Source organism: Pseudomonas oryzae, from assembly GCF_900104805.1.
Classification (GTDB): Bacteria; Pseudomonadota; Gammaproteobacteria; order Pseudomonadales; family Pseudomonadaceae; genus Geopseudomonas; species Geopseudomonas oryzae.
In genome coordinates, this window is the sequence record NZ_LT629751.1 from 633,464 (window position 1) to 644,607 (window position 11,144).

Below are 11,144 nucleotides of genomic sequence, written 5' to 3' on the forward strand. Positions count from 1 at the left end.
CGCCGCGGACAGATTCCCAACATGATCAGCATTCACGTGCGCGCGCCGGAGATCGAGAGTTGCGTGATGCCTGGCCACTGGAAAGTGATCCGATAAAGGGCAAGGGCAACGCCTCGGCGGAGGGAACTTTGGTCGAGTGCACCAGCGGCTACCTGATGCTGATGAAGATGAACGATGCGACGACGAACTCGGCTGCGGAGGGTTTCAGCTCGGCGTTGAATCGCCATACCGATGGCGGGGTGCAAGAGCATGACCTGTGACCAAGGACGGGAGATGGCAGGCCATGCGGAGATCACCCTCAAGACCTGGGTAGCGATCTATTTCTACGACCCGGACAGCCTTTGGCAGCGTTGTAAGCTGGATGCGATTGCCTACGAGCTGAGCATCCGACCGCGCAAGCGCTTCGGCTTCATGTGGCCCATCGAGGACATGACGAGTTGATGGCCAAGCATCTCGAGGCACCTGCTTCACTCCAGTAACTGGGTTGAACTCAGCTCCAGCAACCGCCACTGCTCTGAATCCCAGCACTGATCGGTGTCCTGATGTGGTGTTTCTATCATGTCGGTCGGGGCGTTTTTTTCAGGTGGTGGGTCTGGATCCGATTGGCGGCTCATCAAGAGGGAAATGGAGGGTGGTTTTTGCTGAGCGGATCCAGCGAGCTTGATGCTGCATAGGAGCAAACGTAAGCGAATGGCTTGAAGCGATAGCCTCTTGTATCGAAGGGTTGGCAAGGGTTTCGTTGATTTGCGCATTGGTTCCGCTGGAAATGCTCTCATCGCCAATGCGAGCTTCTGCAAGCTCTGCTGGAGCCACTTACGGATCAGATCGTGCCAGCAGTGGTCGTGATCGCTTACTTCGATAACTCGGTAGCCAGCCTGCTGTACCTGACGAAGTTCGTCGGATAACGGTCCGACGAGCCGCAACTGCAGAGTTGGCCGTAAAGGAGTTGTTGCTGCGATCCTGCCGGGATAGGAGAAGGTATTCCCTCCGCGGCTGAGTACCGTCAGTGTATCCGGCTGGTCGGAGAAGAACATCGATTCGTGGGGCGCAGGGGGGAGTGATTTTGCGGCAGGTATGGCATTCAGAGCACAGGCCTTGCTCCTGAAGTGGGATGTGTGGCCGGCGAACACAATGTAATCTGCTGCGTCTAGATAAAACCTTGCAGGTTGCCGTGATCGTGTGAAGGCCACGTATGCGGCACGACGAGTGCTCATTGCGCTTCCAAGATAGAGGGCGTGATCAACAGTCAATCCCTGGCTCTTGTGGACGGTCATTGCGTAGCCGTACTGGAAGGCAGCGTATTTGCTTAGCGCAACGGTGATCTCCTGCGGCCCGCGATCCAGGCGCAAGTGCAGCATGATTTCCGGGGCCATGTCGGCGGTCGGGCCTGGGCGTTCATCAATACCCAGCAGCACCGCGCGGTCACCGTTGTAGAGCCGCTGGCCGGCTATTTCGGCATTCTTGCGTAGCAGCAGACGATCACCTGGGGCTATGAGCAGCTGGCCGCTCCCCTGCTTGGGTAGTTCGACACGAACAGTGCGCTCCTCCGTGACATCGAGTTCGCCAGCGGCCACCCGGGCTTCCCGCACCCGCTCGTTGAGCTGGCGTACGTCCTGGTTGCGGTCGGCCAGCAGCAGAACCTGCTGCCAATCGGTGCCGCTGGCAGTGAGCTGCAGGGCGTCGGCCAGCAGTCGCTCGCTGGCGGGGCTGTCACCACTGATCCTGAGCAGGTCGCGGTTCTGCATCATCTGCAGAGCCTGCCCTGGCTCTCCCTCGTACCATGCCTGCGAGATGGCCCGGTCAGCCGGATCCGCCTGGCGAGCGATCTCGATGATTTCCGCGCGACCGATCTGCTGTCCCAGCATGGCGAAGGTCGATGCCGAGCCGACAGCCTCCAGCTGGCGCTCATCGCCGACCAGCACCAGCTTGGCGTCAGCCTGGGAAGCATGGCTGGCTAGGCGATGCAGGGTGCGGGTGTCGATCATGCCGGCCTCGTCGACGATCAGCACGTCGCCTGCTTGGAGCTGAAAGCGCTTGTCGCCCTTGCCCAGCTCCAGCTTCATTAGCAGCGCATGTATCGTCGAGCTGGCAATGCCCGAGCTCTTCTCCAGCTCAGCTGCGGCAGCCCCGCTGGGGGCGAGGCCAATGACCCGGCAGCCATTGGCTTCATAGGCGATTTTCAGCGCAGCCAGCGAGGCCGACTTGCCGACACCCGCTGCGCCCTGGACCAGCGCCAGGCGGTTGCCCTGGGCTGCATGGTGGACGGCATGGGCCTGCTCATCGCGCAGCTCAAATCCACGCTGTGCCTGAAATGAAGCCAGTGCAGCTGTCACCGAGTTCGACTGCAGGGCAAATTGAGGGGCGAAGCGGCTGGCGCCGGCGAATTGCAGCAAATCGAGCTCCATCTCGATCATGTCCAGTGTCGTGTAAAGCTGGCGCCCATTGCTGATGGGGAGCGGGATGATGCGCATCTGACGGATCAGCTCGCTGCGCAGGAGCTCCAGCGCATCCAGGCCTCCATGGTCGATGGCCAGTTGTGCTGCTAGGCGATCCAAGGCGAGACCATCGAATACCGATGCGCCCTTGAAAAGCAGCGCCTCCAGTAGGAGCAGGCTGGGAGGCTGGCGCTCGGCAGGTGCAAGGCGGATGTCGGTGAGTGCCTCGAACCAGTGCTGGCGCAAAAGAGAGGTGTCTACGGCCTGTTTGCGGCTCCTGGTGCGTTTGGCTGCAGCCCGCTTCGCCGCTGCGCCGATTTCCGCCATGTCCTGCACGCAGCTCAGGATCTGTGCCCGGCGGCTGGAGAAATGGCGGATCTGCTCCTCGCCAATGCCGGCAACCGTCAGGCCGAACTGCTCCATGTCATTGTGCAGACTGGCCGCCAGCTCCGGCGCATCACGGCGCAGCGCGTGAGCCAGGGCCGCATCGAAAAGCAATGCGATCTCGCGTTGCCGGTCGAATAGTTCACTGGCGTCCAGACTCAGCCAGGTACCGTCGGGAGCCAGCACCATGTTGGGTATTTCCAGGTGGACGTGCAGATGCGGATCGAGATCGCGGGAGGTGAAATGTAGGTACTGCATTGCCAGCAGGCCGGCCTCTTCCTCGATGGCGCCGCCAGCTCCGCGACGGGTACGGATCAGCCAGCGCTGTTCGAGATTTTCAAATGCGCGCCGTGAGGCTTCCAGGACGGCCGATTCGATTTTTTGCTGCACGGGCCGGCTGGCGGCCGCGTAGGCCAGGGAAACCGATTTGTCGCAGTTCAGTGATGTCGAGTAGCCCGCCACGCAGCGCTCGGAGGACTGCAACTCGGCAAGGCGACGCGGCGAGAGCAAAGGCAAGCCTGTGCGTGGGTGTATGCCGGAGAAGATCTGCACATAGTCACCAGTCTGTGGTTCGCCATGCAGACCCAGACTTGCGGCGGCGGAGCCGATGAAGCTGGCCAAAGGAATATCGCTGTCCACCTGATGGAAGTAGTCCTCGCGCCCGCTGTTAGGAGCAGGGCCAGCCTGCTGCAACTCGCCTCGCTCGTGATAGTCCGCCCGCGACTGCACGGCATCGGCATAGAGTTTGTCGACACTAAAAACGCTCACTCGCGGTCTCCTTCTGCCCCGACAAGCAGCTCCTGCATTGCGCTGGCCACGCCCAGCCGGGCGGCTTCTCGCACGATGTGTTCGTTGACCGTCGTCAGCGCTTCGAGGTGATCGCGAACGGCTGCGGCGATAGCCAGGCGCAGGTCGCTGTCGATCAGGCTCTTGCCTCTGACGGTCCTGTGCAGTCGGCCTGAATGTCCCTCGATTGCTGCCGCCAGATCGGCCTCATCAATCGTGAGCAGGGCTTCCAAAAGTCGGGACTTGGGCACCTGCAAGCGTGCCGAGAGACGGCGCAGGCGGGCCTCCGTTGCTGGATCGGTGAGCGTTTGCGTCAGTGAAGTCCCCATGCCGAGTTCCTCCAGGCCGCTCACATGAGGGCCTCGTTAACCATTTGTTATCCCGAATCGTGCTTCAGGCGCGCGTCGCGCCTGGCCTCCGGCCGTGCCCGACATCTCGGAGAGTGCAGCCGTGTTAGCAAGGTATTCCTCTCTCTGTGCTGGTTATAGATACAGTCTTTAATTTTGTGACATTGATCTCATGTTTAAATTGACGGTCCTGTGTTTACAAGTAATATGGGTCGTGACGGAGCGGTGATCCCATGTTTACAAGCATTTCCAGGGGGTGCGGTCGCCCGTCATACTGACTTGCAACCAGTTGAAGCAGCACGGAACAGGTGCGTGGATAGGAGCAAGTCAATGTCTGGTGATGATGTAGAGCGCAGTGGGGGAGAGATAACCACTGAGGCAGAGCAGGCTGCGCGCCTGCAGCAAGATGCCGATGAGATGACTCGAGCTTTGCGCGAGGCTCTGGAAAGGCGCAAGCAGCGAGCAGCCGCGGGCTTGCAGGATGTGCGCAGAACCAAAGGGTGGGCGGTGAGGGCCTTGTTGCCGAGGATCGAGATACTCCGCGAGGCGACCCGGCTGGCAACCCCCATTCGCGAGCAGCAGGTCATGTTGAGTGAGGTCGGGATCATCGTCTCGTACAACTCGTTACGACGATTTCTGATGGACTATCTGCCCGATGAATACATGAAGTACCTGGCCAACGTACGAACGACTCGGCAGCGGCCGTCAGCAGGGCAGAAGAGTGATGTGGTTGAGGTTGAACAACAGAAAGTGGAGTCCGTGCGAAAGCCAGTCATATCCGAAAGGCATGCGCCGGTAATTGATGACCCTGCAGCTCTACGTCGTGTGCGTGACGAAGATGTGGATCTGGAGGACTACGACATGTAGAGAGGGTGTATGGCGAACTTGTGTCTTTTTAGCCTAGCGGGTAGCAATGGGAAATCAACGATCGCGGCGCATGGCTGTTCCCCACGGATGCCGGGTGCCAGTTTCTTTGCGGTAGAAACGGTCAATGAGACCGCGGGATCCCTTGGGGTTGATGTAGAGAAGATTGATGGTGAGCGATTTTCGACACTTTATAAGCAGTTGTTGGTCGCGGATGGTGCGATTATCGATGTCGGAGCATCGAATGCCGAAGAGTTTTTGAATGGACTGGTCAAGTTTGATGGTGTTCAGGCTGAGATTGATCGCTTTGTGATTCCGGTTTTGGCTGGAACGAGAGAGTTCAAAGAGGCGATCAGAGCCGTGCGTACTCTGGCCGGATTGGGTGTCTCACAGGATCGGATCCGCATCGTTTTCAATAGAGCTGGCGATGATGTTGAGGAGCAGTTCGCACCACTGGTTTCCTTCAGCCAAAAGGAGAGACTTTGTATGGCGAGCCCTCAGCTTGCCGTCTTCGAGAACGAAGTCTATGACATGTTGGCGGCGAAGAGGTTGACGATGGCGGCCGCCTTGGCAGACCAGCATGACTATCGTGCAGAACTGCGCAGCATGCGTCGTGAGGATGATCCGAAGCGTTACACTCACGTGGGCGACATGCTGGTTATCCAGGCTCTGGCAAGAGCCGCCAACCGTAACCTGGATCGCGTTTTTGCATTGATCATGGAGTGAGCAAAATGGATCAGCGAGCACGCGCTGCGGTTTTCTATGAGTTTCTCCTGGGGGATGTGCATGAGCTCATGACTCGTACCGAGAAGCTCATTGAAATCCTGGTAGGAGACCCCCAGCGTGCGAGTCCTGACGAGCCAGGGTTACTGAGTCTGGTCACACTGATCCAGGATTCTACCCGTGGAATGCTTCACGAGCTCATGCGTGACGATGGGGCGGTTGGCCTGACTGTGCAGCGAATGAGGATGATCGGTTCGGATGTCGATGTGCTGTCCTCTCGGCTGGTAAGCCTGATAAACCAGGTCGAGGCTGCCGATGTTGCGAGAGGTGAGTTGAAGTCCCTCTTGCGTGCACAGGGAGAAGAACTGAGTCAGCTGTCTCGGCGGCTTGAGGCCTTGCAGCGGCAGTCGGCAATGCTGGAGGAGATTAGGCACGACTTGTCGTGGTGGCCGCGCTACGGTGTGCCTCTCGTACTGAACTTTTCAGTGATTACCATTTTTATGATTGTGTTCGATTTTTCGGTGCGTAACTGGGTTGTGGATCTGTCAGGGTTTTGACTGCCTGGGAACAGGTGTTCCGATAGGGTGATCTTGTGGGGGAAGTCATGGAAGGAATCGAGCTGAGATCTTGTGCTTTTTACGATGTGGATGAGTCGAACGCTGTTCCCTATGTGAAGCTTGACGTTGGTTTCAGTTGTGGGGCTGTCGTTCCATATATCATCACCACAACAGGTGAAAACTACGAATTCAATTTTTACTCTGGGATTGGGTTTCCGGAAGAGGCTGGGGCTGGGCTTTCAGAGTTGAGTGAGGATGATCGTCAGCGGCTGGTTGGTGATGATCCTTTGGCTGGCTACGATCAGTTGTTGAACCAAATTCGCGAGGCATTGTGCAAAGAGATTCAACAAGCCGAGGATAGGATCGCCAATCTGTGGTTCGAACGTCGTATCCCTGCTGGTGAGTGTTGAGGTCGGGGTCAAGGGTCTGGCGCGGCCCGCAGCCAAAGGCGAGGACTCGGGCCCTTGACGCCGTGCTCTTGAATACCCTGCCATTCCTCACCGGGGCTGATGTTTTCCATCAGCCCCGGTGAGGACGCCTTCCGGCGAGGGATTGAGCAGGTCCATCGGTCGTCACTCGGAATCGAACAATCTGGGTATTGACCTGATATTGCAGCAGTACCTTGACGAACTGAGTTGGGAGTTTGATGAATGGCTCGGCTTAAACTCGACTGGACTGCGGTCCTGTCCCCTGCGGCACGTCATATGGTTTTAGTGGATCTCGAGGCGACTGCCAGTGGAGATCAACCTGCTGCCGATGAGCCGCTGATTACCGATGACAATCGCGAGATCATCGAGATCGGCGTGGTCGTGATTGATCTCGAAAGCGATCAGGAAGATCCGATTGCCAGTTTCTCGACGGTAGTTCGCCCGCTACTCAACCCGACTCTGACGCGGTTCTGTCTGGATTACACGGGTATCAGCCAGGCCGAGGTCAATGCGGGGGTGAGCTACCTCGAAGCCAGCACTGCGCTGACCAATTTCGTCGCTCAGCTCGACACGTTGCCCGGCGGGTGGTGTTGGGGAAGTTGGGGGGTGTCCGACCTCAAGCTGCTGGAGCAGAACGCAACACGCAGCGGCATCGCCAATCCGCTGCCGGCTGATCGCTATTTCGATCTGAAGGCCACATTTCAGGCCATGCGTGGGGAGCGAGGCGGAACCGGCCAGACGGATGCCCTGAAGCGTCTGGGTGTTGTGCAGCGGGCGAGAGCCCATCGAGCGCCAGGCGATGCGCTAAACCTGGCCGCCCTGTGCCGCGTGATGCGTCGCTACGCCATTGCCCAGGCTGCTGCAGCCGAGCATCTGGGCCTCGAAGCTGCGCAGGCCTGGATGCGCGAGGACAATCCCGATCTGGCTGGTCGGCGCCCGGCGGTCATGCTGCAAAACGACGACCAACTGGCTAAGGTGCTTGAGTTGCTCCAGAGCCTGGCGATCGGCGGGCCGGCTATGGAGCAGCCACCATGCAACTACTGAAAGCCTTCTGGTTTGGGGCCGGCCTCTCGCTGGGCTCTCTACCCACCCATTGCTGATGGGCTACATCGCGATTGCCTCGACGGCGATCCCCATCCGGTACGCGCCGGATCTGGTCGGTAAGTTCTACGCGGTCACCTTGGTGCTGGCCGTCCTGAGCTCTGCGCTACTGACCGTGACAGCCTGGTGGCGATCTATTTATCGCAAGCGCTCGGCGGGGTTGCTGACGACGATCCTGACCGGCGTAGCCGCCTATCTGGTGGCTGAGGCTATTGGCAATGGCCACTTCGGAACAGCCTGGCTCGCCCTAGTGCTGATTTTCGTAGTGCTGTACGCCGGCATCGGCAGCACCCGAGAACTGGTGCGTGAGCTGAAGCCAAGCTCGACCCAAATGGAGGGGAGGGGCTTCTGATGTCGTTTCTGATCACGGCGACAGATCTGCCCGGGGCGAACCTGGTCGCTAACGTGCGCCTGTTGGCCGGTCGAGGTTGGCTATCGCTGGTGCGCGCAGCGTTGGCCGATTTGAGCGATCTGAAAATTATGGCTGTCCGCGAGGACGCTGGCGCCTTGGTCATCGACACGACCAGTGGCAGCGACGCCCAGCGCATGCGCCTGGCCGAGATTCGCGAGGCGTCGCTGCATGTCTGCGAGCTGTGCGGCCTACCCGGCGAGCTGGTCTTCGAGGGATTGATGGACGGCCGCCCGGCCGGCTGGCACCGCACCCGCTGCCCAGCACATCGAGATTGGCGTACCTGCCCGCCGTTTCCGCTTGGGCAGGCGAGAGGCCTGCTCGACAGGGAGACCGAAGCGGCAGCCCGCCGCTTCCTGAGCCCGATCGCAGACCGCTACGACATCGCGGGAGCGCTGCTGTACGGCAGCCGCGCACGCGGCACCCATCGACCCGATAGTGATGCTGACCTAGCCGTGATCCTGCGTGGCGAGCATCAACACTTCCTGTCCGCCAAGCTGGCCATGGCCGATGTCGCCTTCGATGTCCTGCTCGAAACCGGCATCCTCATCTCGCCGTTGCCGATCTGGCTCGACGAATGGAAGCATCCGGAGAACTACTCGAATCCCGCCTTGCTGCACACCATCGCAGCGGAAGGCATTCCGGTGCAGACCGAGCAGGGCAACGGAGGCACGCCATGACGGTTTCCGAACTGATCGAGCTGCTGCAACGCCTTTCGCCCGACCTTGACGTGATGGTCGAGGGATACGAGACGGGCTTCGATTCGATCCACGCGCTGGAGATCCGCGTGGTTGAGCGGAACGAGGCAGCTGATGATTGGGACGGCGAATTCGACGAGTCGCACGGCGCTGGCCGGCAGGCACTGCTGATCCTGGGGCGTCGCGGGCACCGGAGGGACTGAGATCATGATCCTATTTCTCGACTTCGACGGCGTGCTCCACCCACTGTTCACCCTTCCGGAATTGTCTCCGGAGGAATCCCGCCCGTTTTGTTACCTGCCGCGGTTCGCGGCGGTACTGCACGACTACCCACACGTCGAGGTTGTGATCAGCAGTACCTGGGGCTCAAGCGCGACCTCGAGCAGTTGCGTGAGCCGTTCCCGCATGACCTGCGTCTACGGGTGATTGGCGCAACGCTGCACCTTTTCGACGACGAGCGATTCGGAGCCCGGCAGCGCGAAGCGCTGCACTGGTTGGTACTTCATCGGCCAGGCTCTCCCTGGATTGCCCTGGACGACCTGACCACCTGCTGGCCTGAAGTAGGGCGCCTCGTCTGGTGCGATGACGGTTTTCGCGAGCGTGAGGAAGCCGAGCTGCGTCGCCTGCTGGACGAGCTGCTTGCAGGCCCAATGGCACAACAGGAGTGAGCTGGATGCGTACCTATGAATCGCTTTTTGGCTGGGCTGATCACGATCTCATCGGCCACCCCGCCCGGGAAATCCTCGGCCTGGCCGAGCGACACGGCAGGCCACATGCATCGACCGGGATGCCGCTGGAGATCCCTGTCCCCTTCGAGCTGCCGGATCTAAACAAGCTGGTCGATCGGCCGGATGCATACATGTCCGCCGTGCAGTTGGAGGAGGCTATCCGTGTGCTGTACGGCGCCGTCGACTATCACTGGTTCCCGCATCGCCAGATTTTTGCCACGACCAGGCCGTTTGAGGTGCTTCCGGCCTGGGCCACTCCAGAGCATGGGCTCGTGATCGATCCGAACTGGCTGCCGTTCCAGCGCGAGGCGCTCGAAGTGGTGCAGCGCTTCGTGGACGAACTGGCCAGCCGTGGCTTGGTTCGCTATGTCGCCCGCGAGGTGGGCAGCCTGAAAGCATGAGGTAAGCTCGATGCGGATTCACCCCCTCTCTGACCTGCACAACGAATTCGCTCCCTTCACGCCGGAGGTGACGGACGCTGATGTCGTGATCCTAGCGGGCGATATCGACCTCGGCGTGCGGGGTATCGAGTGGGTCAGGCAGGCATTCGACTGCCCGGTGCTGTACGTGCCGGGCAACCATGAGTTCTATCGTGGTCACCTTGGCAAGGCGTTGCAGGCGATGCGGGCTGCCGGTGACGAGCGTGTGCACGTCCTGGACCGGGATGAAGTCGTAATCGGCGGCGTGCGTTTTCTCGGCGCGACGATGTGGACCGACTTCGCCGCCACCGGCATCCCGCCTCTGGCTGCGCTGAACGCGCAGCAGGCGCTGAGCGATTTTCGCCAGATCCGCACGGACAACTACCGCCGCATCCGGCCGGCGGATCTGATCGAGCTGGCGGAAAAGACCCGCAACTGGCTGCGCAGCAAGCTCGCCGAGCCCAATGACGGGCCGACCGTGGTGATCACCCACCACGCCCCAACGCTGCGCTCCCTGGAGGAAAGCCCACACGCCGGCGGCCTGTTGGATGCGGCGTTCGCGAACGCCTGGGAGGACCTGATGGGGGCTGACCGTGTGGTTCTGTGGGTGCATGGTCACATGCATACCTCGGTCGACTTCGAGGTGGCCGGGACGCGGGTCATTGCCAATCAGCGGGGCTATCCAGGGGAGGAATCTGGGTTCCAGCCATCCCTGGTCATCGACCTCGAGGCCCTGCTGCCAGCGGACGATGAGCAATTATTGTCGGGGGAATAATTGCCAATAATCGAAGCGAATACAGCCTAGTCATCCCGCATCGGCGGCGGCGCCATGCGTTGTCGGCGGCCACCTTTCGATGCACGCATGACGGCCCTGATCTTCTCGGCTTCGGCCTCCAGCTCTTCGGGTGAGGCGGCTCGAATCGCATCGATCAGCTCCAGCTGCCGCCTGCGCTTGGCTTCCAGGATGTCTTTCATGGCGCCCCTTCCACGACCACAACGAAATCGGTATTTATTTCAAACTTGGCCTGCCATGCATCATGTATACAGAGGGGGATCATGTATGCAAAGGGAGGGGCTGCGGAGCTGTTGGGGCTGGAGTCAACCACCGTGGCATCGCGATTGAAGCGAATGGGCATTTCGGTCGACTGATGCTCAATCTGCGACTGTGGAGGCGCGGAAGTGGCTGCTGGTTGGAGACGGACCGCGAGGAACAGGTAGCGACGTAGATCGGGGGCTTTGTTCATGCGCGACATGAACTGTCGCAC

13 protein-coding genes and 2 pseudogenes are annotated in these 11,144 nt (G+C 60.1%); 12 read left to right on the plus strand and 3 right to left on the minus strand.

The window, feature by feature from the left end; translation table 11 throughout:
- A pseudogene (locus BLT78_RS03035) lies at positions 1–479 on the plus strand (IS30 family transposase); the annotation flags it as partial.
- On the opposite strand, the gene mobF reads toward BLT78_RS03035, so the two are convergent.
- Positions 468–3,587: a MobF family relaxase gene (gene mobF, locus BLT78_RS03040; RefSeq protein WP_090347557.1), complete on the minus strand. Its 3,120-nt coding sequence runs from the start codon at positions 3,585–3,587 to the stop codon at positions 468–470. The pseudogene BLT78_RS03035 and the gene mobF overlap by 12 nt on opposite strands.
- Positions 3,584–3,958 (minus strand): hypothetical protein, encoded by a 375-nt coding sequence (locus BLT78_RS03045; protein WP_090347558.1) that lies wholly within the window; start codon positions 3,956–3,958, stop codon positions 3,584–3,586. Before BLT78_RS03045 ends, mobF begins: the two co-directional genes overlap by 4 nt.
- 324 nt (positions 3,959–4,282) lie before the next feature.
- On the opposite strand from BLT78_RS03045, the gene BLT78_RS03050 reads away from it, so the two are divergent.
- The 11 genes and pseudogenes from BLT78_RS03050 to BLT78_RS03100 all read left to right on the plus strand — a co-directional run bounded on the left by BLT78_RS03050 (position 4,283) and on the right by BLT78_RS03100 (position 10,654).
- Positions 4,283–4,819, plus strand: coding sequence for a hypothetical protein (locus tag BLT78_RS03050; protein WP_090347559.1), 537 nt, complete (start codon positions 4,283–4,285; stop codon positions 4,817–4,819).
- A 9-nt stretch (positions 4,820–4,828) separates the two neighbouring features.
- A complete protein-coding gene (gene stbB / locus BLT78_RS03055; RefSeq protein WP_157719467.1) occupies positions 4,829–5,542 on the plus strand; it encodes a StbB family protein in 714 nt (237 codons plus the stop codon).
- Between the two features lie 5 nt (positions 5,543–5,547).
- A complete protein-coding gene (locus BLT78_RS03060; protein ID WP_090347561.1) occupies positions 5,548–6,096 on the plus strand; it encodes a hypothetical protein in 549 nt (182 codons plus the stop codon).
- Between the two features lie 47 nt (positions 6,097–6,143).
- Positions 6,144–6,506 (plus strand): hypothetical protein, encoded by a 363-nt coding sequence (locus BLT78_RS21265; RefSeq protein WP_157719468.1) that lies wholly within the window; start codon positions 6,144–6,146, stop codon positions 6,504–6,506.
- Positions 6,507–6,746: 240 nt separating this feature from the next.
- Positions 6,747–7,568 (plus strand): exonuclease domain-containing protein, encoded by an 822-nt coding sequence (locus BLT78_RS03070; RefSeq protein WP_090347563.1) that lies wholly within the window; start codon positions 6,747–6,749, stop codon positions 7,566–7,568.
- 55 nt (positions 7,569–7,623) lie between these two features.
- Entirely contained in the window at positions 7,624–7,977 is a 354-nt protein-coding gene (locus tag BLT78_RS03075) for a hypothetical protein (RefSeq protein ID WP_090347564.1), read from the plus strand.
- Positions 7,977–8,714: a nucleotidyltransferase domain-containing protein gene (locus tag BLT78_RS21570; RefSeq protein ID WP_197673135.1), complete on the plus strand. Its 738-nt coding sequence runs from the start codon at positions 7,977–7,979 to the stop codon at positions 8,712–8,714. The genes BLT78_RS03075 and BLT78_RS21570 overlap by 1 nt, the downstream gene beginning before the upstream one ends.
- Entirely contained in the window at positions 8,711–8,935 is a 225-nt protein-coding gene (locus BLT78_RS03085) for a hypothetical protein (RefSeq protein ID WP_090347565.1), read from the plus strand. Before BLT78_RS21570 ends, BLT78_RS03085 begins: the two co-directional genes overlap by 4 nt.
- A 4-nt stretch (positions 8,936–8,939) precedes the next feature.
- Positions 8,940–9,400 (plus strand): annotated as a pseudogene (locus tag BLT78_RS21625) (HAD domain-containing protein).
- 5 nt (positions 9,401–9,405) lie between these two features.
- Positions 9,406–9,861, plus strand: a complete 456-nt coding sequence (locus tag BLT78_RS03095) for a hypothetical protein (protein ID WP_090347567.1) — start codon at positions 9,406–9,408, stop codon at positions 9,859–9,861.
- Between the two features lie 10 nt (positions 9,862–9,871).
- A complete protein-coding gene (locus BLT78_RS03100; protein WP_090347568.1) occupies positions 9,872–10,654 on the plus strand; it encodes a metallophosphoesterase in 783 nt (260 codons plus the stop codon).
- Positions 10,655–10,680: 26 nt separating this feature from the next.
- Here the strand turns inward: BLT78_RS03100 and BLT78_RS21275 are convergent, their stop codons facing one another.
- On the minus strand, positions 10,681–10,854 hold the full coding sequence (locus BLT78_RS21275) for a hypothetical protein (RefSeq protein WP_157719470.1): 174 nt from the start codon (positions 10,852–10,854) through the stop codon (positions 10,681–10,683).
- Between the last annotated feature and the right edge of the window lie 290 nt (positions 10,855–11,144).

Bases quoted from the DNA above. Each gene is read 5' to 3' on its own strand.
- BLT78_RS03050 (WP_090347559.1), top strand. From the start codon at position 4,283: ATGTCTGGTGATGATGTAGAGCGCAGTGGGGGAGAGATAACCACTGAG.
- stbB (WP_157719467.1), top strand. From the start codon at position 4,829: ATGGCGAACTTGTGTCTTTTTAGCCTAGCGGGTAGCAATGGGAAATCA.
- BLT78_RS03060 (WP_090347561.1), top strand. From the start codon at position 5,548: ATGGATCAGCGAGCACGCGCTGCGGTTTTCTATGAGTTTCTCCTGGGG.
- BLT78_RS21265 (WP_157719468.1), top strand. From the start codon at position 6,144: ATGGAAGGAATCGAGCTGAGATCTTGTGCTTTTTACGATGTGGATGAG.
- BLT78_RS03070 (WP_090347563.1), top strand. From the start codon at position 6,747: ATGGCTCGGCTTAAACTCGACTGGACTGCGGTCCTGTCCCCTGCGGCA.
- BLT78_RS03075 (WP_090347564.1), top strand. From the start codon at position 7,624: ATGGGCTACATCGCGATTGCCTCGACGGCGATCCCCATCCGGTACGCG.
- BLT78_RS21570 (WP_197673135.1), top strand. From the start codon at position 7,977: ATGTCGTTTCTGATCACGGCGACAGATCTGCCCGGGGCGAACCTGGTC.
- BLT78_RS03085 (WP_090347565.1), top strand. From the start codon at position 8,711: ATGACGGTTTCCGAACTGATCGAGCTGCTGCAACGCCTTTCGCCCGAC.
- BLT78_RS03095 (WP_090347567.1), top strand. From the start codon at position 9,406: ATGCGTACCTATGAATCGCTTTTTGGCTGGGCTGATCACGATCTCATC.
- BLT78_RS03100 (WP_090347568.1), top strand. From the start codon at position 9,872: ATGCGGATTCACCCCCTCTCTGACCTGCACAACGAATTCGCTCCCTTC.
- BLT78_RS21275 (WP_157719470.1), bottom strand. From the start codon at position 10,854: ATGAAAGACATCCTGGAAGCCAAGCGCAGGCGGCAGCTGGAGCTGATC.